27 protein-coding genes are annotated in these 24,795 nt (G+C 72.8%); 16 read left to right on the forward strand and 11 right to left on the reverse strand.

The features are described 5' to 3' along the window. The first annotated feature begins 343 nt into the window (after positions 1–343). The 3 genes from FKD65_RS17220 to sepF all read left to right on the forward strand — a co-directional run bounded on the left by FKD65_RS17220 (position 344) and on the right by sepF (position 3,017). The gene (locus FKD65_RS17220; RefSeq protein ID WP_141578454.1) at positions 344–877 is read left to right on the forward strand and encodes a hypothetical protein; all 534 of its coding nucleotides are present in this window, start codon (positions 344–346) and stop codon (positions 875–877) included. Positions 878–985: 108 nt separating this feature from the next. Then, positions 986–2,680, forward strand: coding sequence for a proline--tRNA ligase (locus tag FKD65_RS17225; RefSeq protein ID WP_141578455.1), 1,695 nt, complete (start codon positions 986–988; stop codon positions 2,678–2,680). Positions 2,681–2,753: 73 nt separating this feature from the next. After that, complete coding sequence (gene sepF / locus FKD65_RS17230) at positions 2,754–3,017, forward strand: cell division protein SepF (protein ID WP_141578456.1); 264 nt, start codon at positions 2,754–2,756, stop codon at positions 3,015–3,017. 115 nt (positions 3,018–3,132) lie between these two features. On the opposite strand, the gene FKD65_RS46615 is transcribed toward sepF, so the two are convergent. Both FKD65_RS46615 and FKD65_RS17240 read right to left on the reverse strand, forming a co-directional pair. After that, positions 3,133–3,522: a DUF397 domain-containing protein gene (locus FKD65_RS46615; protein WP_141578457.1), complete on the reverse strand. Its 390-nt coding sequence runs from the start codon at positions 3,520–3,522 to the stop codon at positions 3,133–3,135. 18 nt (positions 3,523–3,540) lie between these two features. Beyond that, positions 3,541–4,185 (reverse strand): DUF5753 domain-containing protein, encoded by a 645-nt coding sequence (locus tag FKD65_RS17240; RefSeq protein ID WP_141578458.1) that lies wholly within the window; start codon positions 4,183–4,185, stop codon positions 3,541–3,543. Between the two features lie 168 nt (positions 4,186–4,353). Here FKD65_RS17240 and FKD65_RS17245 point away from each other — a divergent pair, with 168 nt between their 5' ends. The 3 genes from FKD65_RS17245 (at position 4,354) to FKD65_RS17255 (ending at position 7,562) form a co-directional block, all read left to right on the forward strand. Continuing rightward, entirely contained in the window at positions 4,354–4,797 is a 444-nt protein-coding gene (locus FKD65_RS17245) for a hypothetical protein (RefSeq protein WP_141578459.1), read from the forward strand. 37 nt (positions 4,798–4,834) lie between these two features. After that, positions 4,835–5,824: a hydroxymethylbilane synthase gene (gene hemC, locus FKD65_RS17250; RefSeq protein WP_205718692.1), complete on the forward strand. Its 990-nt coding sequence runs from the start codon at positions 4,835–4,837 to the stop codon at positions 5,822–5,824. Between the two features lie 94 nt (positions 5,825–5,918). After that, positions 5,919–7,562, forward strand: a complete 1,644-nt coding sequence (locus FKD65_RS17255) for an ABC-F family ATP-binding cassette domain-containing protein (protein WP_141578460.1) — start codon at positions 5,919–5,921, stop codon at positions 7,560–7,562. Here FKD65_RS17255 and FKD65_RS17260 read toward each other — a convergent pair. The 3 genes from FKD65_RS17260 to FKD65_RS17270 form a co-directional block, all read right to left on the reverse strand. Then, positions 7,508–8,203, reverse strand: coding sequence for a DsbA family oxidoreductase (locus tag FKD65_RS17260; protein ID WP_240810194.1), 696 nt, complete (start codon positions 8,201–8,203; stop codon positions 7,508–7,510). The two genes, FKD65_RS17255 and FKD65_RS17260, sit on opposite strands and share 55 nt — an antisense overlap. Continuing rightward, positions 8,203–8,580, reverse strand: a complete 378-nt coding sequence (locus tag FKD65_RS17265; RefSeq protein ID WP_141578462.1) for an antibiotic biosynthesis monooxygenase — start codon at positions 8,578–8,580, stop codon at positions 8,203–8,205. Before FKD65_RS17265 ends, FKD65_RS17260 begins: the two co-directional genes overlap by 1 nt. Before the next feature lie 175 nt (positions 8,581–8,755). Continuing rightward, positions 8,756–9,139: a hypothetical protein gene (locus FKD65_RS17270; RefSeq protein WP_141578463.1), complete on the reverse strand. Its 384-nt coding sequence runs from the start codon at positions 9,137–9,139 to the stop codon at positions 8,756–8,758. Between the two features lie 217 nt (positions 9,140–9,356). Between FKD65_RS17270 and FKD65_RS17275 the strand changes: the two genes are divergently transcribed. Genes FKD65_RS17275 through FKD65_RS17300 form a run of 6 tightly spaced genes read left to right on the forward strand, consistent with a single transcriptional unit; the run spans position 9,357 to position 14,492 of the window. After that, a complete protein-coding gene (locus tag FKD65_RS17275; protein ID WP_240810195.1) occupies positions 9,357–10,328 on the forward strand; it encodes an NAD(P)-dependent oxidoreductase in 972 nt (323 codons plus the stop codon). After that, positions 10,325–11,527: a glycosyltransferase family 4 protein gene (locus tag FKD65_RS17280; RefSeq protein ID WP_141578465.1), complete on the forward strand. Its 1,203-nt coding sequence runs from the start codon at positions 10,325–10,327 to the stop codon at positions 11,525–11,527. Before FKD65_RS17275 ends, FKD65_RS17280 begins: the two co-directional genes overlap by 4 nt. Positions 11,528–11,537: 10 nt before the next feature. Then, positions 11,538–12,263 carry a hypothetical protein gene (locus FKD65_RS17285; protein WP_141578466.1) on the forward strand — a complete coding sequence of 242 codons (726 nt, stop codon included), beginning with the start codon at positions 11,538–11,540 and terminating at the stop codon, positions 12,261–12,263. Further along, positions 12,260–12,613, forward strand: coding sequence for a hypothetical protein (locus FKD65_RS17290; protein WP_141578467.1), 354 nt, complete (start codon positions 12,260–12,262; stop codon positions 12,611–12,613). The genes FKD65_RS17285 and FKD65_RS17290 overlap by 4 nt, the downstream gene beginning before the upstream one ends. Further along, a complete protein-coding gene (locus FKD65_RS17295) occupies positions 12,613–13,728 on the forward strand; it encodes a glycosyltransferase family 4 protein (RefSeq protein WP_141578468.1) in 1,116 nt (371 codons plus the stop codon). Before FKD65_RS17290 ends, FKD65_RS17295 begins: the two co-directional genes overlap by 1 nt. Next, positions 13,725–14,492 carry a hypothetical protein gene (locus FKD65_RS17300; protein ID WP_141578469.1) on the forward strand — a complete coding sequence of 256 codons (768 nt, stop codon included), beginning with the start codon at positions 13,725–13,727 and terminating at the stop codon, positions 14,490–14,492. Before FKD65_RS17295 ends, FKD65_RS17300 begins: the two co-directional genes overlap by 4 nt. A gap of 9 nt (positions 14,493–14,501) precedes the next feature. On the opposite strand, the gene FKD65_RS17305 is transcribed toward FKD65_RS17300, so the two are convergent. From FKD65_RS17305 to FKD65_RS17320, 4 genes are all read right to left on the reverse strand, one after another. Then, the gene (locus FKD65_RS17305; protein ID WP_141578470.1) at positions 14,502–15,773 is read right to left on the reverse strand and encodes a serine hydrolase; all 1,272 of its coding nucleotides are present in this window, start codon (positions 15,771–15,773) and stop codon (positions 14,502–14,504) included. Between the two features lie 111 nt (positions 15,774–15,884). After that, positions 15,885–16,406: a YceI family protein gene (locus tag FKD65_RS17310; protein ID WP_141578471.1), complete on the reverse strand. Its 522-nt coding sequence runs from the start codon at positions 16,404–16,406 to the stop codon at positions 15,885–15,887. A 92-nt stretch (positions 16,407–16,498) separates the two neighbouring features. Next, positions 16,499–16,729 (reverse strand): DUF6158 family protein, encoded by a 231-nt coding sequence (locus FKD65_RS17315; RefSeq protein WP_141578472.1) that lies wholly within the window; start codon positions 16,727–16,729, stop codon positions 16,499–16,501. Positions 16,730–16,763: 34 nt separating this feature from the next. After that, positions 16,764–18,362 carry a bifunctional phosphatase PAP2/diacylglycerol kinase family protein gene (locus FKD65_RS17320; protein ID WP_240810196.1) on the reverse strand — a complete coding sequence of 533 codons (1,599 nt, stop codon included), beginning with the start codon at positions 18,360–18,362 and terminating at the stop codon, positions 16,764–16,766. 209 nt (positions 18,363–18,571) lie between these two features. On the opposite strand from FKD65_RS17320, the gene FKD65_RS17325 reads away from it, so the two are divergent. From FKD65_RS17325 to FKD65_RS17335, 3 genes are all read left to right on the forward strand, one after another. After that, the gene (locus FKD65_RS17325) at positions 18,572–19,474 is read left to right on the forward strand and encodes an ABC transporter permease (RefSeq protein ID WP_240810197.1); all 903 of its coding nucleotides are present in this window, start codon (positions 18,572–18,574) and stop codon (positions 19,472–19,474) included. Continuing rightward, positions 19,467–20,258 (forward strand): ABC transporter ATP-binding protein, encoded by a 792-nt coding sequence (locus FKD65_RS17330; protein ID WP_240810198.1) that lies wholly within the window; start codon positions 19,467–19,469, stop codon positions 20,256–20,258. The genes FKD65_RS17325 and FKD65_RS17330 overlap by 8 nt, the downstream gene beginning before the upstream one ends. A 128-nt stretch (positions 20,259–20,386) precedes the next feature. Further along, positions 20,387–20,908 (forward strand): YbhB/YbcL family Raf kinase inhibitor-like protein, encoded by a 522-nt coding sequence (locus FKD65_RS17335; RefSeq protein WP_141586897.1) that lies wholly within the window; start codon positions 20,387–20,389, stop codon positions 20,906–20,908. Positions 20,909–20,991: 83 nt separating this feature from the next. Here FKD65_RS17335 and FKD65_RS17340 read toward each other — a convergent pair whose 3' ends face one another. Further along, on the reverse strand, positions 20,992–21,966 hold the full coding sequence (locus FKD65_RS17340) for an ArsR family transcriptional regulator (RefSeq protein ID WP_141578474.1): 975 nt from the start codon (positions 21,964–21,966) through the stop codon (positions 20,992–20,994). Positions 21,967–22,025: 59 nt separating this feature from the next. Here FKD65_RS17340 and FKD65_RS17345 point away from each other — a divergent pair, with 59 nt between their 5' ends. Next, entirely contained in the window at positions 22,026–23,249 is a 1,224-nt protein-coding gene (locus FKD65_RS17345) for an MFS transporter (protein ID WP_141578475.1), read from the forward strand. A 61-nt stretch (positions 23,250–23,310) separates the two neighbouring features. Here FKD65_RS17345 and FKD65_RS17350 read toward each other — a convergent pair whose 3' ends face one another. Further along, positions 23,311–24,627: a KamA family radical SAM protein gene (locus FKD65_RS17350; RefSeq protein ID WP_141578476.1), complete on the reverse strand. Its 1,317-nt coding sequence runs from the start codon at positions 24,625–24,627 to the stop codon at positions 23,311–23,313. Positions 24,628–24,795 lie beyond the last annotated feature (168 nt).

Below are 24,795 nucleotides of genomic sequence, written 5' to 3' on the forward strand. Positions count from 1 at the left end.
CGCCCGTCCCAGATCGCCTCTCTTACCGCTCGGCTATCGCCTTGGAGGCCGCCAGCACGAATGTTATTCTAGACCTACACAGGTAGCACAGTCGCTACATGCCAGGTAAGCGCACACGGGCCGCTATCAAGGTGTTAGTGGAAGCCGGGTGGCAGGTCACCTACACCAGCGGACGGGCTCACGCGTATGCGAGGGCATCCTGCCCTGGCGGCCCCGGCTGCTGCACTCCTCCCTTCTCGATCAACGGAACTCCCGACGTCGACGAACACGAGGCACAGAAGATCCGGAGGCGGATGCGGCAGCACGACGCCAAGGCGGCCGCACGGCAGGAAGAGAAGGACTGATGAGCACCTACTGGTTCGAGCTCGAGGTCGGGCCGATCAGCGACCTTGAAGAGGCCGCGGAGCGGCTGTACTCGCGCTGCGGCGACGGCCAGCTCTCCGGCGACGAGCAGAGCGGCGCCGTCCTGTTCTCGCGCGAGGCGCGCAACGCCATCGAGGCGGTCCTCTCCGCCATCGACGACAGCGAGCGCAGTGGACTGTCGGTGACCGGCGTCACGGAGGACCTGGTCACCATCGACGACATCGCCGAGAAGACCGGCAGGTCGGCCCCGGCCGTCGGGCACTGGACGACCGGTGAACGCGGCCCAGGAGGCTTCCCCGCTCCGGTCGTTCATCGCGGCAGCCGCGTCAAGCTGTACTCCTGGGCCCAGGTGTCCCGATGGCTCGCGGATGCCGGCCTCGGGAGAATCGACTCGGTCGCCGCGGAGGTCGCCGCCGCCACCGCCGACGTGGATGCCCTCCTACGTGCTCGACGGGTGCTGCGCGAAGCCCCGTCAGGCAAGCGGGAAGCCCTTGTGAAGCTGGTAGAGGCGTGACCGACGCCGAAGCGGCGCAGGCTCCGGGCCCGAGGGCCTGCCACGGCCGTTGACAGGGGGCTCGTCAATCATGTCGGCCTGGCCAGGCCTTCTCGTTACGCTCGCGGGATGCGCTGGTCCCAGATGTTCGCGCCGACCCTTCGCGAGGACCCCGCCGAGGCCGAGGCGGCGAGCCACCGGCTGCTGCTGCGGGCGGGGTACGTCCGGCAGCTGACGGCGGGGCATTACTGCCTGCTGCCGCTGGCCGTGCGCGTCCGGGCGAAGATCGTTCAGATCGTCCGCGAGGAGATGGAGGCGGTCGGCGCGCAGGAGATGCTGCTGCCGGCGATGCACCCGGCCGAGCCGTGGAAGCGGTCGGGCCGCTGGGACCTGATCGGCCAGGAGCTGTTCCGGCTGCGCGACCGGCGCGGTGCCGAGCACGCCCTCGGCCTGACGCACGAGGAGATCTTCGCGACGGTCGCCCGGGAGCTGGACTCCTACCGGCGGCTGCCGCAGCAGTGGTACCAGTTCCAGACGAAGTTCCGGGACGAGCCGCGCCCCAAGGGCGGCCTCCTGCGGACCCGCGAGTTCACCATGAAGGACGCCTACAGCTTCGACGTCGACCGCGCCGGGCTGGACGCCTCGTTCGAGGCCCACCTCGGCGCCTACACGCGGATCTTCGAGCGGCTCGGGCTGGCGGCGCTGGCGTGCGAAGCGTCCAACGGCACCATGGGCGGCTCGGACTCGACCGAGTTCATGTGCCCGGCGCAGGCCGGGGAGGACATCGTCTTCCGCTGCCCGGCCTGCGGGTACGCGGCGAACGTCGAGCGGGCGACGTCGGCGCTCCCCGCCGCGCAGGACGGGCCGGGGCCCGACGCGCCGGAGCGCTTCGACACCCCGGGCGTCCGCACGATCGAGGACCTCCTGGCGTACGGCGCGCCCGCCGACCGGCAGATCAAGACGCTCGTGTACGTCCTGGACGGCGCGCCGACGCTCGTCCTGCTGCGCGGCGACCACCCGCTCAACGAGCAGAAACTCGTGGACGCGACGGGCGCCACGGAGATCCGCGCCGCCGAGCCCGGCGAGATCCGGGACGCCCTCGGCGCGCTGCCCGGCAGCCTCGGGGCGGTCGGCGCGGCGCTCCCGGTGATCGCGGACGAGGCGCTGCGCGGTCGCCGCGACATGTTCACCGGCGCCAACACCGACGACGTCCACCTGCGCGGCGTCGACGTCGGCCGCGACATCGAAGTGGGCGCCTGGGCGGACCTGCGCGAGGTCGCGGAGGGGGAGCCCTGCGTCCGCTGCGGCGGGCCGCTGGAGTCGCTGCGGGCGATCGAGGTCGGGCACATCTTCAAGCTGGGCGACCGCTACTCCCGCGCGCTCGGCGTCGAGGTGCTGGACGCCGCCGGTCGCTCCGTCCCGGTGGTCATGGGCAGCTACGGGCTCGGGATCGAGCGCGCGATGGCCGCGATCGTCGAGACCCACCACGACGAGCGCGGCATCGTTTGGCCGGTGGCCGTCGCACCGTTCCAGGTCGCCGTCGTGACCGCCCAGTCCGACGACGCCGACGTGGCCGCGGCGGCGGAGGAGGTCTACGCGGGCCTGGCCGGGGCGGGCGTCGAGGTGGTGATCGACGACCGCGCCGAGCGCGCGGGCGTGAAGTTCCGGGACGTGGAGCTGACCGGCATCCCCTTTCGCGTGACCGTGGGCCGCCGCGGCCTCGCCGAGGGCGTCGCCGAAGTCACGATCCGCGCCACCGGCGAGACCTCCAAGATCGCCCTGGCCTCCGTGGTGGAGCAGGTCCGGTCGCTGCTCGCCGGTTGAACCGACCGGTGCGGAGCCGGGCGAGATGGCGGATCGGCCTTGCGCCACGCGGAAGCCCAGGCAGACTTGAGGTGTGATCAAAACGCTGCGCCCCAAGGACTACAACGAGGTGCTCCACGTCGGGCACTTCTTCCGCAAGGGCGACCCGGTGCTCATGGATCTCACCGAACTGACCGACGACGTGGCCAGGCAGCTGGTGGACTTCTGCGCCGGACTCATCTGCGGGCGAGGCGGAGAGATGGAGCGGCTGGACAAGAAGCTCTTCCTCCTCCAGCCGCCGTCCCGCCCCCGGATCGCCCCCGCCCACATCCCCGACCTCGCCCACGCCGCCGACTGATCCTCAACTCCTGGACGAAGGGCGTCGCACGGGCACGCACCCCTGCGCTCATGGGTCGGCGGGAAAGCCAAGGCCCGCTGCGTGTTCACGGCGCGGAGCGGGGCGCCGGGAGCGGTCAACTCATGTCATGGCGTCCGGCCTTAACCGCCCGAAGGAACAGGCCCCACTGAGATGCCGGGATGGCCAAGCGCGGCCCGGTCGGCAGTTTGCTGTCACGCACGGCAACGGCGGATGGCATGCGGGCGACCTCGACACACTGGCCGTTGCCGCTGCTCCGGCTGCTCTTTCGCCATGCGGCACGAGGACTGTCGTATTGGCCTGCTCTGACCTCGCGGGCGAATGCAGCCCACTCTGCAGGGCGAAAGGACAGCACGGGGCCTTCCGCATCCTTGGAATCTCGCACGGCGGTACCGCTACCGTGCTGGGCGGCAAGCTCCACGCAGTCTCCCGTCCCGCCGCTGTAGCTGCTCTTCCGCCAGTTCAGTGGCGGAGGGTCTGCTCGCATTTGTGCTCCTTTCCGCGGTTAGATCGTATCTGCCGCGATGGAGCGGATGAGGTTCCGGGAATCTCTGGGTGACAGGGCCATCGCGCGGATGCGGTCGAAGGCATCGCCGTAAGTCTCCAGGTCGTGCGCCTGTTCCAAGATCAGCGCGCCGTTCATCGTCTCGATGTAGGCCACCCCGGTCTCCCCCTCGGCAGGGAAGCTGTAGAGGGAAAAGGATCCGACCATGGCGGGGTGCTCACCGGCGCCGAAGGGAAGCACTTGAACGACTACGTTCTGCCTATCGCGCTCCTCCGCGAGGCTTCCCAGCTGCGCTTCCATGATCTTCGGGCTTCCAACGATCTGGCGGACCACTCCCTCATTGATCACGGCCCAGAGCTGCGGTCCGTGCTCCTCATCGAGTAGTGCCTGACGAGCAAGGCGCACCTCAACGCGCTGGTCGATGATCTCCTGCGAGTCTCCAGGCCGCGCGGCGCGGATCACTGCCCGAGCGTAGTCCGGCGTCTGCAGGAGGCCCGGCACGAGTGCCTGCGCATAGGTGGAGATGAGCGAAGCCTCGGTCTCGATACCGATCATGGTCCGCGTCTCGGTGGGGAGCGTGGCGCCGTAGGACTCCCACCAACCCCGTTCTTTTGCCTTGCGCGCGATGTCGAGGAGTCCGTTCACCTGCTGCGGGTCGTCAACGCCGTACAGATCGCCGGACGCCGAGGCGCTGAACCCCGGTCACGAGGACGGCACGGGAGGATGGGGCCTGCCGATCGTGCAGGCGTTATCGCTGCGGTGTGGGGTCGACCGGACGCCACCGCAGGGCAAATGGGTGTGGTCGGTGATCGCGTGCTGAGGGCGCACGGGAAGTCGGAGACCCGGACCAGAGCCAGCTCGATAACGATCAAGAACGCGGGCCTGGTGCGGTTCGGGGCGTGGTGGCGGACTTCGCGGGGGCTCGACACGGCGGTGCGGCATCTGGACCGTCTGGCGGCGGCCGCGGAGCGCCGGGGATACCGGGGGCTGAAACTGTATCCGGGCCGGTCTTCGGCACTGCCGGTTCCCACGCTGCTGTTCTTCGTCCGCGGCCGGAAAGAGGACGTGTGGATGCTGGCGACGGCGCGAGCCGTCCCCGATGGCGGGTGGGCGTACTTCGACGTCTCCCGCGACCCGTGGTTCCGGTTCGCCGGGTGCCGCGACGCGGCGACGGCGGCCGACAGCGTGGCCGCGCTGATGAATCACCGGATGTATCCGGGCACCTTTCCGGACCCGCATGAGGGGAGCGCGCGGTGAGGTGTAGGTATGTGGCCCGTCGAAGAAGGGTGGGGCGGTGAGGGATCTGGTTCCGGCCGAGTCGGCTGCGGTGGAGCGGGCGTTCTCCTGGAGCGGTGGGGGCGGCGGGGCGCTTCGGCTGGGCACGCGCACGTCTCCGCTGGCGATGACGCAGGCGCGCGGCGTCGCGGCCCGGCTACAAGGGCTGGCCGATGTGCGGATCGAAGTCGTGGGCATCCAGACGTCCGGGGACCGCCATCGGGGGAATCTGGGCGAGCTGGGCGGCAAGGGCGCGTTCATGCGGGAGATCGACCGGGCGCTGCTGACGGGGGCGGTGGATGTCGCGGTGCACTGCCTGAAGGACGTGCCAGGGGACGTGCCGCGCCCAGAGGGGCTGGTCTTCGCCGCCTACGTCGAGCGTGACGACACCGCCGATGTGATGCTGTTCCCGATGGCGGGCAAGGTTCGCTGCCTTGCGGATCTGGGGCCGGGGGCCCGGGTGGGGACCTCGGCCGTGCGGCGGCGTGCGCAGCTCGGCAAGATCCGTCCTGATCTTCGGGTGGAGTACCTGCGCGGCAACGTCAACTCCCGGCTCGGGCGGCTGGACGCCGGTGAGGACTTCGACGCGATCGTGCTGGCCCGGGCGAGCCTGGCGCGACTGGGGATCGAGCGGCCGGGCGAGGAGTTGGACATCCTTCCGGCGGTCGGTGCGGGGGTCCTGGCAGTGGACTGCCGCCGCACTGACTCCGACGTGGTGGAACTGGTACGGCTGCTGGACGACAGGGTGACCCGGCAGTGCGTAAGCGCGGAGCGCGCGATGCTGCACGGGTTGCAAGGGCACTGCAACAGCCCGATAGCGGGGCACGCGAGGTTGGAGCGTGACGGGCAGTTGAGTCTGCGCGGGATGGTCTTCACCCGGGACGGGTCGAGGTTCGTCCACTCGCAGGAATGGTCGGCACCCGGCAAGGGCGAGGATCTGGGCGCGTACGTGGCGGGCGATCTGCTGCGCAAGGGCGCCCGTGACCTGATCGCCGGTATCTCGCACTGACGACGTCCTGGGGCCTGAGGCGGAGCACCTCGCGTCGCTGATCGCCGAAGAAATCGATTGACGGCGCGGTGGGGGGTTCTCGACACTCGGCGGCATGGGACACGTCGAGGTGGGCCACGTCGGCCATGTGCTGCCGGACGGGCGGATGCTGCTCGACGACGTCTCCTTCCGGGTCGGTGACGGCGTCACGGCGGCCCTGGTGGGCCCGAACGGTGCGGGCAAGACGACGCTTCTGCGCCTGATCGCGGGCGATCTCGCGCCGCAGTCCGGGACCGTCGCGCACAGCGGTGGCGTCGGCGTCATGCGCCAGTTCATCGGCAGCGTGCGGGACGACTCGAACGTGCACGACCTCCTGCTGTCGCTGGCCCCGTCCCGGGTGCGGGAGGCGGCGGCCGCGGTGGAGGCGGCCGAGCTGGTGATGATGGAGCGCGACGACGAGCCCGCCCAGCTCCGCTACGCCACGGCCCTCGCGGGCTGGGGCGACGCGGGCGGCTACGAGGCCGAGGTGCTCTGGGACGCGTGCTGCGTCGCGGCCCTCGGCGTCTCCTACGACTCGTGCCGGTGGCGCGAGGTGCGCACCCTGTCGGGCGGGGAGCAGAAGCGGCTCGCGCTGGAGGCCCTGCTCCGCGGCCCCGACGAGGTCCTCCTGCTCGACGAGCCCGACAACTACCTGGACGTTCCGGGCAAGCGGTGGCTGGAGGAGCGGCTGCGGGAGACGCCGAAGACCGTCCTGCTGGTGTCGCACGACCGCGAGCTGCTCGACCGCTCCGCCGACCGGATCGTCACCGTGGAGGCGGCCCGCGTGTGGGTCCACGGCGGCCGGTTCTCCACCTACGCCGCCGCCCGCCGCGACCGCAACGAGCGGCTGGAGGAGCTGCGCCGCCGCTGGGACGAGGAGCACGCCAAGCTCAAGGAGCTGGTCAACACCCTGCGGACGAAGGCCACGGTGAACGACGGCTTCGCGTCCCGCTACCGCGCGGCGCAGACGCGGCTGCGCAAGTTCGAGGAGGCGGGGCCGCCCGAGGTGCCGCCCCGCGACCAGAACCTGAAGATGCGGCTGCGCGGCGGCAGGACCGGCAAGCGCGCGGTGGTCTGCGAGAACCTCGAGCTGACGGGCCTGATGAAGCCGTTCGACACCGAGGTCTGGTATGGCGAGCGCGTCGCCGTGCTGGGGTCGAACGGCTCCGGGAAGTCGCACTTCCTGCGGCTTCTCGCGGCCGTCGCCGAGGCGCTCCCGCGCGGTGCGACGCCGGTGAGGCCCGTCGCGCACACCGGGGTGGCCCGCCTGGGGGCGCGCGTGGTCCCTGGCCTGTTCGCGCAGACGCACGCCCGCCCCGACCTGGCCGGGCGCACCCCGTGCGAGATCGTCATGACCGAGCATGCGCGGCTGCGGAACGACGCGATGAGCGCGCTCACCCGGTACGAGCTGAACGTGTGCGCCGAGCAGCCCTTCGAGACGCTGTCCGGCGGCCAGCAGGCCCGGTTGCAGATCCTGCTGCTGGAGCTGGGCGGCGCCACGCTGCTCCTGCTGGACGAGCCGACCGACAACCTCGACCTGGCCAGCGCCGAGGCCCTCCAGGAGGGTCTGGAGTCCTACGAGGGGACGGTCGTGTCGGTGACCCACGACCGCTGGTTCGCCCGCTCCTTCGACCGCCACCTCGTCTTCGGCTCCGACGGCTCGGTCTACGAGTCCGCGGAACCGGTCTGGGACGAGGCCCGCGTGGCCCGCCCCCGCTGAGCCTCCGGCGCCGCCCGGCCGAGCGGTCGCGCGGTCCCGGTCAGCAGGCGGCGCAGTGCCGCGGGCGGCTGGACGGCCGAGACCGGAGGACCGCCGTCGACCAACAGGCTGGGCACCCCGGTGACGCCGTGTTCGACCCCGCGGCGCCGGTCGGCCCGGACGCGCTGCGCGTAGCCGGTCCCGGCGAGGACGGCGCGCACGTCCTCGGCGTCCAGCCCCGCCTCCTCGCCCAACCGCTGAAGGACCTGGGGGTCGGCCACGTTGAGGCCCTCGGTGTGGTAGGCGCGGAGGAGCCTCTCCATCATCTGGTCGGCGCGGCCGCGGTCGGCGGCGAGGCCGCAGAGCCGGTGCGCGTCGAAGGTGTTGACCGGCCGGGCGAGGTGCAGGTTGAGTTCCAGCCCCTCGGCGGCGCCCAGCGCCCTGATCCGCTCGACCCGGGCGGTCGCCTGATCGCCCCACCAGCGGACCATCGCCTCCGCGGCCGTGGGGCCGGGTTCGCGTTCCCCGTCGGGGTCGAGTTCGTAGGCGCGCCAGACGATCCGCGGCCTGTGCCCGTGGGGAACGTCCGCCAGGGCCGCCGACAGCCGTCGCTTGCCGATGTAGCACCAGGGGCACAGGACATCGCTGAAGATCTCCACCATCACCGCTCCTCGGCTCGGTCGGCGGCGGGGCGGGGGCCGGGGCCGATCTCGCGGACCACGGTGTAGGTCGGGACGCCGCTCATCCGCGGCTCCGCCCTTCCCGGCAGGTCGTCGAGGGCCTTCTGGATGGCGGCCATCCGGCCTTCGGTGTCCGAGGTCTCCACGAAGTTCCGGTAGTCGTCCTCGCTCCCCCAGTGCACGATGTTGTAGACCCGCGTGCCGTCCGTGCTCACGTGGAAGCGAGCGGACCGGTAGCCGGGGTAGAAGCGCACCCAGCGTTCCTGGATCTCCGCGAACGCTTCCACGAACTCGCGCTGGGTGGCGTGGCCGTCGACGGTGTAGTCGATGATCGAGTAGAAGCCGGGGGGTGTGCTCACGGATGTTCCTCCTGGTGCGGACGGGGCCTTGTCACCATCGACCCTGATACCTCGACCGAACTTGAGGTCAACCCGGCCCGGTGGCCGTCCGGAGAACCGGGGGTCGTCCTCCGGCCCGGCCGGGCCGGAGGACGACCCGGCTGGGGGCCGCACGCGGTCCCCAGCCCCGGCGTGCCTAGCAGCGGTGGACGCGCCCCTTGATGATCTTCACGTAGTAGGCGGTGACGTAGTCCTTGGGACTGCTGTAGCCCATGCGGTACCAGACCCGGGTGTCGCCGATCCGCTGCCCGCGCGTCCAGCACTTGATCTGGAACTTCTGCCCCGGCTTCAGCCAGTACTGCCGCTTGGAGTGCGTGGTCGGCCTCGACCGGACCGCCAGCCGGGTGTGGCTGATCACCTTGCCGGTGGCGTACTGGTCGATGGCGACCTGCGGGCGCGCCGGCGCCGCCGGGACCGACGGCTCCGGCGGAATCGAGGCCAGTGCGGCGCCTTCACCGGCGAGTCCCGCGCCGAGGGCGGCCGCGAGCACCACGGTTGCGAGCCTGTGGGTCTGTTTCACGAAGTTCTCCCCCCAAAGCCTTCCGATCTGAACAACAGCCTCATGCCCCTCTGTAATCAGTATCTAACCCTAAGTAGTGACAAGGGGGATTCGTGGCTGCCCTCTCCCGGCCGGACGGCCCCTCGCGCCGCCGCCCGGAATGTCCCGGTCGGGAGTCCCGTGTGAGCAGGGACGAGAGCCCTGTCCCGGTTCGCGGCGTGCCGGATACAGTGCCCGGGTGCGGGTGGTGGTCACTGGTGCGGCGGGGTTCATCGGGAGCCATGTCGTCGACGCGTTCTCGGAGGCGGGGCACGAGGTGCTGGCCGTCGACGCGCCCGAGCGTTCGCTGAGTCCCGGCGTCGCGCGGCGGACGTGGGCGAAGGTCGCGACCGGGCCGGGCGTCGTCGCCGCCGAGCTCGACCTGGCGGTGGACGATCTCTCGGCGGTCTCGGCCGCGGACGTCGTCGTGCACCTGGCGGGCCGTCCCGGCGTGCGCGACTCCTGGGGGCCGGGCAAGGCGCTCGTCGAGCGGGACAACGTGGCGGCGACGCGGCGGCTGCTCGCGGCCTGCGCGCGGCGGCCGGCCCGGCTGCGGCCGAAGGTCGTCGTCGCGTCCAGTTCGTCGGTGTACGGGTCGGCGGGACGGCGCCCCAACCGGGAGGACGATCCGCTCAGGCCGGCGAGCCCGTACGCGGTCAGCAAGGCGGAGGTGGAGCGGCTCGCGCGCCTGGCCGCCGGGAGCGGGCTGCGGACGGTGCTGCTCAGGTACTTCTCGGTCTACGGCCCCCGCCAGCGGCCCGACATGGCGTTCCACCGGTTCGCCGAGGCGGCGCTCGACGGGCGCCCGCTGCCGGTGTTCGGGGACGGGCGCAGATCCAGGAGCTTCACGCACGTGCGGGACGTGGTCGCGGCCACGCTCGCGGCGGCGGCGCAGGACCTGCCGCCCGGCGTCGCCGTCAACGTCGGGCACGCCGAGCACGTGGCGGTCCACGAAGCGATCGCGATGCTGACCGGCGCGCTCGGCGTACCGGCGGAGATCCGGCGCGAGACGCCGGTGGCCGGGGACGCCGAGCGCACCTGGGCCGACACGTCCCGCGCCAGGGAGCTGCTCGGCTGGACGGCCGTGACGGGCCTGGCCGACGGGCTCGCGGACCAGATCGCCTGGCACCGCGGCCTGCGGGCCGTCCCGGAGGAGGCCGCGGTCGGATGAGCGAGAGCCCGACACGGCACGGTCCGCTCCACCACGGTCCGCTCCACCACAGGGCGGCGTACGTCGCGTTCGACCGGTTCCCGTCCAGCAAGGGGTCGGCGGTCCACATCGCGCAGATGGCCGACGAGCTGTTCGCGCGGTTCGGGGGCGGGCTGCTCGCCGCGATCGGCGGCGGCGACCTGCCGCGCTACCAGCGGGAGGGGACGCGGGAGATCGCGCGGTTCGACGCGGCGGTCCCGAACCTGATCGACCGGGCCGAGGCGTTCTCCGGCTGGGTCGCCGCCCACCTGCGGCCCCACTGGGACACGCTGGAGATCTGCCACGTGCGCGACCCGTGGAGCGCGCTGCCCGCCGTCGCGGACGGGCGCCGCCACAGGGTCGTCTACGAGGTCAACGGCCTGCCGTCCATCGAGATGAGCCACACCTGGCCCTGGGCCGCGCCCGCGACGCTCGGCAAGATCCGCGAGCTGGAGCGGTTCTGCCTGGAGCGCAGCGACGCGGTCGTGGTGCCGTCGCGGGTGATCGGCGACGCCGTCCAGGGCCTCGGGGTGCCGGAGGAGCGGATCCACCTCGTCCCCAACGGCGCCGACGTCGCGGACAGGCCGGAGCGGCCCGCCGGCGCGCCCGAGCGGTACCTCATCTACGTCGGCGCGCTCCAGCCCTGGCAGGGCCTGGACGTGCTGATGCGCGCCTTCGCGCGGCTCGCCGACCTGCCGGGCCTGCGGCTGGTGGTCTGCGCGTCCGTCCCGGAGCGGCGGGCGAAGCCGGTGCGGCGGCTGGCCGAGCGGCTCGGCGTCGCCGAGCGGGTCGACTGGCGGTTCGCGCTGCCGCACCACGAGGTCGCCGCGTGGCTGGCGCACGCCGAGGTGTCGGTGGCGCCGCTGACCGGCTGCGCCCGCAACCTCGACCAGGGCTGCGCGCCGCTGAAGGTGATCGAGTCGATGGCGGCGGGCGTCGCCGTGGTCGCCTCGGACCTGCCCGCCGTCCGCGAGCTGATGGCGGACGGGCGGCACGGGCGGCTGGTGCCGGCCGACCGCCCCGCCGAGCTGGCCCGCGCCGTCCGGATCCTGCTGGAGTATCCGGAGGAGGCCGCCGCGATGGGGCGGAGAGGCCGGGCGCACATCGAGGAGGGCCTGACGTGGGCGCGGTCGCGCGCCCGGCTGGCCGAGGTCTACCGCACGCTCACACGGGGGCGATAGGTGGTTCGTGATGTTCTACCGTAAGCAGAAGGCCGCCATCAGGCGCTTCCATCCGCTGCACAGGTCGCTGACCTTGGAGCAGGCGTTCACCGTCTCGCTGCGGCGCGACGACTGGGAGCCGGTGATCCAGAGCCTCGCGCAGCACGGGGCGCACGTGCGGCGGGGCAAGTGGCGGCTGCACGAGCGGGTCCCCGGCGTGCTCGTGCCGCTGCTGCGGGTCCTCACCGCCGACATGCCCCCGGACGGGGTGCTGTCTGTGGCCGCGGACATGCGCGGGTCGCGGGTCCCGGAGAAGAACGGGCCCAAGCAGGACCTGCCGTCGCGGCCCCCGATCTCGGGGCTGAGGCAGTGGTACGCGTTCGACCCGTGGCTGCGGATGCGGGCGGAGCTGCGCGACGGCAGCGTCGTCGAGGTGATCGTCACCGACCGGGTGCGCAACCGCAGCTACCGCAAGCGGAACCCGCGCGGCAAGGTCAAGCTCAAGAGCAAGTCGAAGACGGTCCAGCTCGTGCGCGTGACCCGGCGGCTGGCGAAGGACGCGGTCGTCCGGCAGCCCCCGACGCCCCCGCCCGGCTGGGTGAGGGTGCAGGTGAAGCAGGGCAGGCGACCGGTGATCCGCGCGAGCGCGAAGTTCCCGGGCCAGACGAACACGGCCCTGGTGGACCGGATCCTCCAGGTGTCGACGGAGCCGTTCCGGTGGACGCCGCCCGGTACGGCCGCGAGGAGGACCAAGTGACCCGCTGCACCGTGACCACCGGCTTCTTCGTGCTCGGACGCTGCGGCCAGGCGGCCGCGGCGGCCTGCCCGCGGTGCGGCAGGCCCGTCTGCGGCGCGCACGCCGGGCCGAACGCGCTGTGCCCCGAGTGCGCGGCGGCGCAGGGCTACGGGACGCAGGACCCGCACGACCCGGCCTGGGCGGGCGGGTACCGGCGCCAGTACTACCGGGGCAGCTCGCAGGCCTACAACGACACCTACTGGTACTCCTCGTTCGACGAGTACGACCGCGGCGCGTTCAACCCGGGCGACGACTACTCCTACGGCGGCGACTGGGGGCCGGACGACGACACCGGGTTCGTGGACAGCTGATGCACCGCGTCCTGTGGATCACCGAGCACTACCCGCCCAGCCAGGGCGGCATGGCGCAGTCGTGCGACCGGATCGTCCGGGGGCTGCGCGGCGCGGGGGCCGAGGTCGACGTCGTCCACCTGACCCGGCGGTCGCGGCCGTGGGGCGTGGCGCGCGAGCACGGCGGGCGGCTCGTCACGGCGCCGCTCGGAGACGACGCCGAGCACGCGCTGCGCCGCCTGTGGACGACGATCAGCGCCGCGAACCTGACCGGGTACAGCCACGTCGTGGCGTTCGGCGGCGTGCACGCGATGCTCGCCGCGCCCGTCCTGTCCGCGCTGCTCGGCGCGCCGCTGGTGACGCTGCTGCGCGGCAACGACATCGACGTCGGCGCCTTCTCGATGCGGCGGCGCGGCGTGCTGGCGGACGCGCTGCGCGCCTCGTCCCGCGTGTGCGTCGTGGCCCGCTCGCACGCGCCGCTGGTGCGGGCGCTCGTCCCGGACGCGGCGGTCTCGTTCGTCGCCAACGGCGTCGACACCGGGCAGTGGCGGGTGCTGCCGTCCGAACGCGAGCGCGGCAGGGCGTGGCGGGAGGAGAACGTCGCCCCCGGGCGCCGCACGATCGGGCTCATCGGCCAGCTCAAGGTGAAGAAGGGCGTCGGCTTCTTCCTGGAGGCCCTGGCGGCGTCGCGCCGCACCGACGCCTTCCACCTGCTGCTCGTCGGCGAGGTCGAGGAGTCCGTGCGGGAGCGGCTCGCGGAGGGCGACGTCCCGCACTCGTTCCTGCCGTTCCTGGAGCGCTACGACCTTCCGGCCGTCTACGCGAGCTGCGACCTGGTCGCGCTCCCGTCGTTCTACGACGGGATGCCGAACGTCGCGCTGGAGGCGGCGGCGCTCGGCGTGCCGCTGGTCGCGTCGGACGCGGGCGGCCTGGCGGACGTGGCCGACGACGAGATCGGGTTCACCTTCCCGGCCGGCGACCCGCACGCGTGCCGGGCGGCGGTCGACCGGGCGGCGCGGGCCGGCGCCGAGGAGCTGGCCAAGCTCGGCGCGGCGGGCGCGGAGCGGATCCGCCGCGACTTCACCCCGGCCGCCGAGACCGCCGGCTACCTCGCCGTCCTCGACGAGACGCGGTGATCGTCTGCTACGCGGCCGGTGACGGGCTCGGGCACCTGACGCGGCTCCGGGCCGTCCTGCACACCCTGCGGCGGGAGGGGCCGGTCACCGTCGTGACCGGGTCGCGGTTCGCGGCCGACCCGCGCGTGGCGGGCGGCTGGCAGGTCGTGGAGTCCGCCGACCCGGCGGCCCCGCGGCCGGACGAGGTGATCGTGGACGCGTTCCCGGCCGGGCTGCGGGGCGAGCCGGCCCGCATCCCGCCCGGGGTCCCCACGACGCATCTGGCGCGGCTGCTGCGCTGGGACGCCTACCGGCCCCTGCTGCCCGCGGAACCGGTCCGCTTCGACCGCACGTACGTCCTGGAGGAGCTCGACCCCGCCCACCGCGCCTACCTGGACGCGGTCTCGGGCGAGGTCGTCCCGCTGGCGCTCACCGATCCCCCGTCGGACCCGGTCGACGTGCGGGGCTGGCTCATCGTGCACAGCGGCCCCGACGCCGAGACGCTCCAGCTCGTCGCCTACGCGCGGGACATGGCGGCCGCCGAGCGGGTCCGCCCGCCGATGACCCTGGTGTCGCCCGCGCGGCCGGACGGCCTGCCCGCGGACGTCGCCCACCTGGACCTCTACCCCGCAGGCGTGCCGGGCCCGGACGTCGAGCGGATCGTCACGGCGGCGGGCTTCAACGCCGTCCGGCAGTTCGCGCCCTGGCGGGACCGGCACCGGATGATGCCGTTCCCGCGCAGCCTGGACGACCAGTTCACGCGCGCCGCCCGCGCCAGGGCCTAGGCGTCCGCGTCAGAAGTAGGTGGAGGTGAGGTCGCCGGCCGGCCAGGTCTTCACCGCGTTCGCGGCCTTGTGCAGCAGCGAGTCGATGTCGCCGTAGCTCGCCGCGTCGCCCTCCTGGCGCTGGTCGAACAGGACCGCCCACGACAGGCCGTCGTACCGCCGGACCAGCAGCGTGTACGTCCCGGGCAGGCTCCCGTTGTGCCAGGTGTTGCGGCCGCCGGTCACCGGGCGCACCTGCCAGCCGCAGCCGTAGTACCAGCCGTCGGCGTTGACGCCGGTCTCCGGCTTGGCGAACGCCCGGCTGATGGACGCCGAGGACAGCACGGACGTTCCGCCGTCGTAGACGCCCGCGAAGCGGGTGAGGTCCATCGCGGTGGCCAGCCAGCCGCCGTGCGCGTCCATGTTCTCCAGGTTGAACGCGCCGTACGGGTAGGCGACCTTCGCGCCGCCGTTGTCGAAGACGGTGGTCCCGGTGTAGCTCGAGAAGTAGGGGACCTCGCCGGTGGCCTTGGTGAGCGTCCTGCCCAGGCGCATCCGCGTGATCTTGCGCGGCGCGAGGACGGTCTGCCGGACGTAGTCCTCGTACTTCTGCCCGGTGACCTTCTCGATGATCCGGCCGAGCAGCAGGAACCCGTAGTTGGAGTACGCGTAGTGCGTGCCGGGCGCGTGGTCGAGCTTGCGCGCCGAGGTGTACTTCATGATGTTCGCCTTCGACACCGGCAGCGCCACGCCGAGCGCCTTGGCGATGGCCGCGTCCTGGAACATCGGGTCGGGCGTGATGTCCCGGTCCCACCCGCCGAGGTGCTGGAGGAGCCGCAGGACCGTGACGTCCTTCAGGCGCGCATCGGCGGTCGTGGAGAGCCCCAGCAGCGTCGACGCCCGGTCGGTGAGCTTCAGCTTCCCGTCCTGGACCAGCCTGAGCACGGCCGTCGCGGTGACGGGCTTGGAGACGCTGGCGATGCGGAACGGCGAGGTCGCCTGCGTCGTGAACGCGCCGTCCTCCGCGTAGGTGTAACCGCGCGACAGGACGAGCTTGCCCTTGCGGACGACGGCGAGCTGACCGCACGGGATCTCCCGCGCCAGCATGAAGCTCTTGAGCGTCGAGTCGAACCCGCTCAGGCCCGCGAGTGCCTTCCCGGTCACCCGCCACGTGCGGGCCGCGGCTGCCGCCTTCGCCGTCCTGGCCGAGCCGGACGCGCCGGCCGAGCAGCCGGCGAGCAGTGCGGGCCCGGCCGCGAGGCCCGCCGCCTTTCCGAAGTTCCGCCTGCTCAGCTCCGCCATCGCGGCCCCCTGAAGATCGACTGCCCGAAATGGATGATCATGCACCCTAGTGCAGTTCGATCTTCGGGAAGCGGAAAACGCGGGGCCCGCGACCGGGCGGGGCGGGGCCGCCTACCCGGGGAGGCGGACGTCGAACTCGATCTCGACCTCGTCGGCGAGCCGGAGCGCGCCGAAGAACGCCGAGTACGGCTTGATGCCCCAGCGGGTCTGGTCGACGGTGAGGCCGCCGCGCACCCGGTCGCCGTCCAGCGCGGCCGCGAGCCGCACCGGCTTGACCCGTCCCATGATCGTCAGGTCGCCCTCGACGGCGTCCCCGGCGATCGCGGTGGAGACGAACCCGATCTCCGGATAGCGGCGGACGTCCAGCACCTTGCGCAGGTTCTTCACGATCTCGGCGCGGTCCTGGTCGGTGAGGGGCTTCACGCCCCCGGTGCCCTCCCGGACCTCCAGCCCCTCCACCTCGACGGTCACCTCGACCGACGAGTCCTCCAGGGGGTCGCGCGCCTCGACCGCCGCCGACCACCGCGTGGCCTCGATCGTCAGGTCGTGCCCGGCGCGCCGGCCGAGGCCGCTGCGCCCCGTCCGGACGAGCAGCCGCCCGTCCCGCGGCCCGAGCTCGAACTTTCCCTCCATGCCCTCCACCCTGTCACGCGCGTCCGCACCGCTCTCCCCGGGGCCCTCCGCCCGGGCCGGGCGCGCAGCCGCGCCCGGCCCGCCGGTCGAGGTCAGCGGGCGCGGGCCCCGTCGCGCAGCCGCTCGGGGTCGATCTCCCGGCCGGGCCGCCGGCGCAGGTACTCGGCCTCCAGCTCGTTCATGCGGCGCGTGTGCTCGCCGTAGGCCTGGTCGGCGGCGTGCCGGAGCGCGTCCAGCCTCGTCTCGTACAGGTGGCCGAGCTCCCGGAACAGGTCGTCGTCGCTGAGGTCGCCGGGCGCGACTCCCAGGTCACGGCTCGTCATCGTGTGATCTCCTCCTTCGTGGGCGCCCGCTGCCCTACCCGAGCGCCGGGGCCTGAACCGTGAACACCCGCAGGGCGCGGGGGTGCTTGCCGAACCGCACCGCGGGCGGCAGCGACGCCAGCTCGCCGTCCCGCGCCAGCCGCAGTTCCCCGGCGGGCGAGACGACCTCCATGCCGGTCGTCCGCCACGAGCCGTACCCCGGGGCGACGTGCAGGTGCCCGGCGATGATCGCGGCGACCGCGCGGACGCGGGGCGCGCGGCCGCCGGTGGTGACCATCCGGACGTCGAGGCGCCCGTCGTCGAGGCGCTCGCGCCAGGTGGGCGCCGCGCCCCGCGAGCCGTAGACGCAGTTGCCGACGAACGCCAGCCACACCTGGCGGCGCCTGCCGTCCACCATCAGCTCGACCGGTTCGCTGTGCCGCAGCGCGCGGACGGCGGCGACCGCCAGCGCGGGCCACTTCCCGATCCGCCCCTCCAGCCGGACGCGCCGGTCGACCACCTCGGTGTAGGCGCCGATGCTCGCCGTGTTGAGGAACACCTGCTCCGACCGGTCCCCCGCCGCCGCGGCCGCCGGGGCGACGTAGGAGACGTCGGCGCGGCCGATCCGGCGCTCCCGGTAGGCCCTGATCGCCTGGGCCGCGGTCTCCACCCCGAGCGCGCGGGAGAAGTGGTCGAACGTCCCGCCGGGAACGATCAGCAGCGGGAGGCCGCGGTCCAGCGCGGCCCGCGCGGCGGCGTTCACGGTGCCGTCGCCGCCGACGACCGCGAGCACCTCGGCCCGCTCGGCGGCCTCGGCGCACGCCTTGTCGAGGTCGTCGTCCGGGTCGAGCCGGACGATCTCCGCCGCGGGCAACTCGCCCTCCAGCAGCGCGACGGCGATCTCCGCCCGCTTCGGGAGGATCCTTCCGTCCCTCTCGGCGGAGGGGCCCGCGCCCAGGTTGACGACGGCCACCACGCCCCGCCCGTCCGGGGCGGTCCGGACGTCCTCGTCCTCCGGCTCGGCCGGGGCGACGCAGGCCACCGCGGGGCGGGCGGGCCACACCAGCCGCGTGCCGAGCCCGGCGAGCGCGCCGATCCCGAGCCCCGCCATCACGTCGCCCGGATAGTGGGCGCCGGTGTAGACGCGCGAGAAGGCGACCGCCGCGGCGGTCGCCGCGACCGGCACGGCCACCGTCCGCGGCGCCTCCAGCGCGACACCGGTCGCGAAGGCGGCGGCCGAGGCCGAGTGGCCGGAGGGGAAGGCGTGCGAGGTCGGCAGCTTCCACCGGATCCGGATCGGCGGGACGAGGTCCACGACGGGCCGCCTGCGGCGGAACGCCTGCTTCCCGACGATGTTCACGGCGGGGCTCGCCACGGCGATCGCGATGGCCCCGCGCAGCGCCGCGCGGCGCAGCCGGGGCCGTCCGGCGATCCCCATCGCGCCGGCCGTGGAGAACCACAGCACGCCGTTGTCGGCGAACCGCGAAAGTCGCGGGAGGACGTACTCCAGGCCGGGCAGCCGGGCGGCGGCCACCTGATCGAAGGCCCACCGGTCCATGCGGCCGAGCTTGCGGAGGACGGCGACGCGCTGCGGCCAGGCGCGATGCTCCTGCGCCTGCCGCGACCGGCGCCGGGTGACGGACCGTGACGGCACGGAAGTGCGCCGTGAGTGGTTGACGCGCATGTCCGGGGTATCCCCAGGGAGGCCGACATGATTCCGTAAAGATCTCAAATCGGGGGTCACATGCGGGTGAACGTCACTCTGGACTCAGCGACTGCAATAGGCTTCGCGACATGAGTCACCCGGAACGGCTCGGAAGCCCGGGTGGCGAGTCGGTCGGAACGATCGCGGAGCCTCCTCACGTGAACGGGACCCTGGCCGACTACGCCGCACGATACGGGCTGAGGCAGAGCGCTGCGCGCCCCCCGCTGCGCAAGTACATCCAGGATGTGTGGGCTCGCCGGAACTTCATCTGGGCGTTCGCATCCGCCAAGAACATCTCGATGTACACCGACTCCCGGCTGGGACAGGTGTGGCAGCTGCTGACCCCCATGCTGAACGCCGGGGTCTACTACCTGATCTTCGGTCTGCTGCTCGGCACCGGACGGGGGGTGCCCGACTTCATCCCCTTCCTGGTGACGGGCGTCTTCCTGTTCGGGTTCACGCAGCGGTCGCTCACGTCGGGCGCCAAATCCGTCGGCGACAACCTGTCTCTGATCAGGGCCCTGCACTTCCCGCGCGCCACGCTGCCCTTCGCGATCGCGATCGTGGAAGTGCAGCAGCTGCTGCTCGCGCTGGTGGTGCTGTTCGCGATCGTGTTCGCGTTCGGCGAGCCGATCAGCTTCCAGATGCTGCTGCTCGTCCCGGTGGTCGGACTCCAGCTCATGTTCAACGTGGGCATCAGCATGGTCATGGCCCGGCTCGGGGCGTTCAACCGCGACATCACGCAGCTGCTGCCGTTCGTCATGCGGGTCTGGATGTACGCGTCCGGCGTGATCTTCTGCCTGCCGGCGATGATGAAGCCGGGCGGCCGGCTGGCCGACTACCCGTGGCTGGCCGAGCTGATGCAGTTCAACCCGGCGTACGTGTTCGTGGAGCTGAGCCGGTACGTGCTGCTCGGCGAGTACCGGAACTTCGTCGGGGGCATCCCCCGCGCCGCTTCGGCGGGGCAGTTGTGGCTCTACGCGCTCGTGTGGGCCGGGGTGATGCTGACCGGCGGGTTCCTGTTCTTCTACCGTGCCGAGGAGCGATACGGCCGTGGCTGACACGAAGGTCCGCAGGACCGCCGACATCGACCCGACCCGGGAGCCGATCGTCGTCGTGGACGACCTCCACATCGTCTACCGGGTGTACGGCGCGGGCGGCAAGGGCAACGCCGCGAGCGCGTTCTCGCGCATCCTGCGCCGCAAGCACCGCCCCTCGATGACCGAGGTCCATGCGATCAAGGGCCTCTCCTTCGTCGCCTACCGGGGCGAGGCGGTCGGCATCATCGGCACCAACGGCTCCGGCAAGTCGACGCTGCTGAAGGCGATCGCGGGGCTGCTCCCCCCGCACCGGGGCGCCGTCTACACCGACGGCCAGCCCTCCCTGCTGGGCGTGAACGCGGCCCTGATGAAGGACCTCACCGGCGAGCGCAACATCGTCCTCGGCTGCCTGGCCATGGGCATGACCCCGGCCGAGACGAAGGCCAAGTACCAGGAGGTCGTCGACTTCGCCGGGCTGAAGGAGGGGTTCATCCAGTACCCCATGCGGACGTACTCCTCCGGCATGGGCGCCCGCCTCCGGTTCGCGATCGCCGCGGCCAAGACGCACGACGTGCTGCTGATCGACGAGGCGCTGGCCACCGGCGACGCCAAGTTCCGCAAGAAGAGCAAGGCCCGGATCGACGAGCTGCGCAAGGACGCCGGCGCCGTGTTCCTCGTCGCGCACCAGCTCGACACGGTCAAGGAGATGTGCGACCGCGTCATCTGGATCGACGAGGGCCGCATGCACATGGACGGCGACCCCGAAGAGGTCATCGAGGCCTACACCGAGGCGACCGGCAAGTAGCGCCGCCCCGGCCGCGAAAGCGGCTCGGGGCGCGCCGCCTCTCCACCGGTTCGCCCTGGGAACCGTTAGAACGCGGCGCCCCCTGGTAGAGATGGGGTGTCACGATGATCCTGATGGAGGAGGTCGCCATGGCCGGCAAGCCCCCGCTCCCGCACGAGCACCTGCCCGAGGTCCCCTCGTTCACCGTCGCCAGCGACGACATCGCCGAGGGCGAGCGGCTCTCCGAGCGGCACGTGTTCGACGACTGGGGCTTCAGCGGCGGCAACGAGTCCCCGCACCTGCGCTGGTCCGGTTTCCCTGAGGCGACGAAGAGCTTCGCGGTGACCTGCTACGACCCTGACGCGCCGACCGGCAGCGGCTTCTGGCACTGGTCGCTGTTCGACATCCCCGCCAACGTCACGGAGCTGCCCGCGGGCGCGGGCACCGAGGACGCCAAGGTCGGCGTGCACGCCCGCAACGACTACGGGGTCAAGGCGTTCGGCGGGGCCGCCCCGCCGCCCGGAGACCCGCACCGCTACGTCTTCACCGTCCACGCGCTGGACGTCGAGTCGCTCGGCCTCGGCCCGGACACCTCCCCGGCCGTCGTGGGCTTCAACATCACCGCCCACACCCTGGCCCGCGCCACGATCGTCGCCGAGTACGGCGTCTGAGCCGCCCGCCCTCCGAGGCCGTCCCGGTAGTCCGGGGCGGCCTCAGTCGGTTCCGAGTGAGCCCCGGCCCGTTCGAGTGAGCGTCAGCCGGTCTCGGCGAGGACGTCTCCCACGGCCGTCCGGCGGTAGAGGACGGATCGGCCGCTGCGCTCGCGGGTGACCAGGCCGGACCCGCGCAGCACCGCGAGGTGGTCGCCGATCCCGCCGACGCTCATCCGGAGCCGCGCGCTCAGCCAGGTGGTGGTGGCGGGCTCGGCGAGCAGCCGCAGCAGATCGGCCCGCGTGCGGCCCACCAGCCTGGCGAGGGCGTCCTCGTCGCGCGGCTCCCGGCTCTCCCAGAGCGCCGCCACTCCCCTGGCCCGGTACATGAGCGTGTACGGCCAGTCCTGTTCGAGCGCCGCTCCGAGCTCGGCGAAGACGACCGGCACGAACGTCAGTCCGGCGCCGCCGAGCCGGTAGGTGGCGTCGCCGGTGATGTCGGCCTCGATGACCCCGTCCCGCCAGCGCACCTTGCGGGACAGGCCGTCCAGGGCGGCCGCCCAGCCGTAGGCGGCCAGGCGTCCCGCGCGGTGGACGATGTCGCGCTCCAGGATCGAGCGCAGCACCGGCCAGTCCGGTTCCAGGAGGGCCCGCCAGGCCGTCTCCAGACCGCCGGCGAGCCGCTCGACGACGTCCGGGGCCTCCAGCACCTCCCGGACGGCGGCGTCCGGCTCCGGCAGCCCCTCCAGGTTGCGGGCGATCTCGCGGCGGGCCTGGCCGGGCGGCGTCGCCCGCACGGTCTCCAGCTGGTCCGCGACCGTCAGGTTCGGGCGGGCGGGCGGCGGGACGACGAAGTCGGCCATGTACCCGTGGGGGCGGCGCAGGAAGGCCAGCGCCCGCAGGGCCGGGTCCCCGGCGACCTCCCGGTACGCCGGGCGGACCCGGTCCACCCACGGTCCGAGCGGCCCCACCGGCATCGGGCCGGCGACGACCCCGAGCGCGCTGTGCACCTCGATCAGGGGGGCGACCCCGAACCGGCTCGCCGCGAGGTCTCCGGGTCCCACCACGATGCGGTACATGTTTCGCTCCTCCCCGAAACATTGTCCCGTACCGGGCCGGTCCGCGCAGAGTCGGCGCCATGACCGCTTCTTCCGTGTCCTCCCCTTCCGCGTCCTCTCCTTCCGGGGGCTCCGCGCGGTACCGCGACGTCTTCGGCGTTTCCGAGTTCCGGACGCTGTTCTCCCTGCAGACGCTCCAGGTGGGCGGCGACTCGGTCCGGACGATCGCGCTGTCGGTCCAGACGTTCGAACGCACGGGCTCGCCCGTCGCGGCGGCGCTCGTCTTCGCCGCCGGGATGCTCCCCTACGTGGTCGGCGGCGCCCTGCTGCTCTCGCTCGCCGACCGCGTCCCGCCGCGGCGGCTGCTGACCGGCTACCACCTGCTGCGCCTGGCGGTCACGGCCGTCCTCGCGGTGGGCGGGCTCCCGTTGCCGGTGGTCATGGCGCTGCTCGTCGCGGTGGGGCTGTTCGCGCCGGTCGGCGGCGCGAGCGTCCAGGCCCGGCTCCCCGCCCTGCTCCCCGGGGACGGCTACGTGCTCGGCCGGTCGCTGTTCACGATGACCAGCGCCGGCGCGCAGATCGCCGGCCAGGCCGCGGGCGGGCTGCTGCTGGCGGTGCTCACCCCGTCGGGGGCGCTCTGGCTCTCGGCCGCCGGCGCCGCCCTCGCCGCGGGCCTCGCCCGCTTCCGCCTCCCGGACACCCCGGCCTCCACCCGGGGCGCGTCCACCGGGACGGCCCGGGCGACGTGGCGGACCAACCGGCTCCTGCTGGGCGGCCGCACGACGCGCGGGCTGCTCCTGGCCGGCTGGCTGCCGATCTCACTGTCGGTGGGGGCCGAGGGCGTCGCGGTCCCCTACGCGGGGAGCCTGGGGCACCCGGGCGCCGCCGGGCTGCTGCTGTCGGCTGCGGCGGCCGGGATGCTCGCGGGCAACCTCGTGGCGGGCCGCTGGATCCGCCCGGACCTGCGGGAGCGGCTCGCGCTGCCGCTGGCCGCCCTGACCGGCGCCCCGCTCCTGCTGTTCGCCTTCGAGCCGGGACTGGCGGCGGCCTGCGGGCTGATGGCGGCGGGGACGTGCGGGCTCGGCTACGAGCTGGTCGTCCAGCGCCGCCTCGTGGACGCGGTGCCCGAGGAGATCCGCGGGCAGGGGATCGGCCTCTACGGCAGCGGCCTCATGACCGGCCAGGCCGTCGGCATCGGCGCTGCGGGGGCCCTGGGCGAGGTCATGGCGCCCGGCCACGTCATGGCGCTGTGCGGCGCCGCCACGCTGGCCGCCTGCCTCTGCCTCGTCCGTCCTCTGCGCTGAAAGGGGGGTGGCGTGCCCGCCCCGCGGCAGGCGGAGACCGGCGGACACGCCACCGGGCGGGTCACTCCTGCCAGGGGAAGCGGTCGGCGAAGGCGGGCTTGAGGTCGTCCAGCCAGATCGCCTCGGGGTCGTACTGCGCGAAGAAGGGCCTGCCGACGAGGTCGGCGTCGCGGCACTGGATGAAGTGCAGCGCGAAGGCCTTCTGGCCCGCCAGTTCGACGACCCCGTCCACGCAGACCTTGCCGGGCGTCGCCGACATGGACGGCCCGCGGACGGTCCGGGACAGCCCGGAGACGTTCTTGTAGGCGTCGCGGAAGATCTCGTGCGCCCGCGCGAGGGGGACGGCGAAGTAGTCCCGCGGCCCGGTGTCGCGCTCGACGAACATGTAGTAGGGCACGAGGCCCATCCGCGTCTGGGTGCGCCACATGGTCTCCCAGGTGGCCGCGTCGTCGTTGATCATCCGGATCAGCGGCGCCTGGGTGCGGATGACCGCGCCGGTGTCGCGGATGCGGCGGCACGCCTCGGTGACCATGAGGGGTTCCAGCTCGCGCGGGTGGGTGAAGTGCGCCATGAAGGCCAGGTTCTTGCCCGAGGCCACGACCTGCTCGAACAGCCGGAGCATGTCGTCGGCGTCGGGGTCGGTGACGAACTTCTGGGGCCAGTACGCCAGCGACTTGGTCCCGATCCGGATGGATTCGAGCTGGTCGAGGTCGAGCAGCGGCTCGACGTAGCGGCGCAGCACCGGCTCGCCCATGATCATGGCGTCGCCGCCGGTGAACAGGACGCTCGTCACCTCGGGGTGCGCGAGGAGGTAGTCGCGGAGCGCGGCGGGCTCGTCCCCGGCCATCTTCAGGTCGGCCTCGCCGACGAACTGGGCCCAGCGGAAGCAGTAGGTGCAGTACGCGTGGCACGTCTGTCCCTGCTTGGGGAAGTACAGCACGGTCTCGTCGTACTTGTGCTGCATGCCGGGGATCTTGCCGTCGCCGAAGCTCGGGATGTTCAGCTCCATCTGGCCCGCCGGATGCGGGTTCAGCCGCATCCGCACCGCGTGGGCGGCGGCCTCGATCTCGGCCTTGGGCGCCTCGCGGCGGAGCAGGTCCGACAGGAGCGCGACGTCCTGCGCGGGGAGCATGTCCTCCTGCGGGAAGACGAGCCGGTAGATCGGATCGTCGGGCGCGGCCGACCAGTCGATGAGCTCCTCGATGACGTAGGCGTTCGTCCGGAACGGCAGGACCGTCGCAACCGCCCGGGTCGCGAGCCGCTGCGCGGGCGTGAGCCCCGCGCGAGCGGTGAGCTCGTCGAGGTGCTTCGCCGTGAAGGCGCGGAACTTGCGACCGGTGGATCGCACTGCGGGAGCCGCGTCGTTCACCAGTGTCACGTGTTGGTACTCCTTGCTGTCAGCGGGGGAAGCGCGCCCCGGGCGCCGTCACGGAACGTGATCAGAACTGCTCGGGACACCCCCATTCAACCGTTTGGGACGTGTTCATGCCGAATTGATACCCCCTGCGCGCCACGGACAAAGACGAGGTCAGGACGATCCCGACAA

Origin of the sequence: Actinomadura sp. WMMA1423 (assembly GCF_006547145.1) — a bacterium.
Classification (GTDB): domain Bacteria; phylum Actinomycetota; class Actinomycetes; order Streptosporangiales; family Streptosporangiaceae; genus Spirillospora.

Bases quoted from the DNA above. Each gene is read 5' to 3' on its own strand.
- FKD65_RS17340 (WP_141578474.1), bottom strand. From the start codon at position 21,966: ATGTACCGCATCGTGGTGGGACCCGGAGACCTCGCGGCGAGCCGGTTC.
- FKD65_RS17255 (WP_141578460.1), top strand. From the start codon at position 5,919: ATGGGACACGTCGAGGTGGGCCACGTCGGCCATGTGCTGCCGGACGGG.
- FKD65_RS17305 (WP_141578470.1), bottom strand. From the start codon at position 15,773: ATGGCGGAGCTGAGCAGGCGGAACTTCGGAAAGGCGGCGGGCCTCGCG.
- FKD65_RS17310 (WP_141578471.1), bottom strand. From the start codon at position 16,406: ATGGAGGGAAAGTTCGAGCTCGGGCCGCGGGACGGGCGGCTGCTCGTC.
- FKD65_RS17345 (WP_141578475.1), top strand. From the start codon at position 22,026: ATGACCGCTTCTTCCGTGTCCTCCCCTTCCGCGTCCTCTCCTTCCGGG.
- FKD65_RS17260 (WP_240810194.1), bottom strand. From the start codon at position 8,203: ATGGTGGAGATCTTCAGCGATGTCCTGTGCCCCTGGTGCTACATCGGC.
- FKD65_RS17280 (WP_141578465.1), top strand. From the start codon at position 10,325: ATGAGCGAGAGCCCGACACGGCACGGTCCGCTCCACCACGGTCCGCTC.
- FKD65_RS17335 (WP_141586897.1), top strand. From the start codon at position 20,387: ATGGCCGGCAAGCCCCCGCTCCCGCACGAGCACCTGCCCGAGGTCCCC.
- FKD65_RS17285 (WP_141578466.1), top strand. From the start codon at position 11,538: ATGTTCTACCGTAAGCAGAAGGCCGCCATCAGGCGCTTCCATCCGCTG.
- FKD65_RS17295 (WP_141578468.1), top strand. From the start codon at position 12,613: ATGCACCGCGTCCTGTGGATCACCGAGCACTACCCGCCCAGCCAGGGC.
- FKD65_RS17315 (WP_141578472.1), bottom strand. From the start codon at position 16,729: ATGACGAGCCGTGACCTGGGAGTCGCGCCCGGCGACCTCAGCGACGAC.
- FKD65_RS17225 (WP_141578455.1), top strand. From the start codon at position 986: ATGCGCTGGTCCCAGATGTTCGCGCCGACCCTTCGCGAGGACCCCGCC.
- FKD65_RS17220 (WP_141578454.1), top strand. From the start codon at position 344: ATGAGCACCTACTGGTTCGAGCTCGAGGTCGGGCCGATCAGCGACCTT.
- FKD65_RS46615 (WP_141578457.1), bottom strand. From the start codon at position 3,522: ATGCGAGCAGACCCTCCGCCACTGAACTGGCGGAAGAGCAGCTACAGC.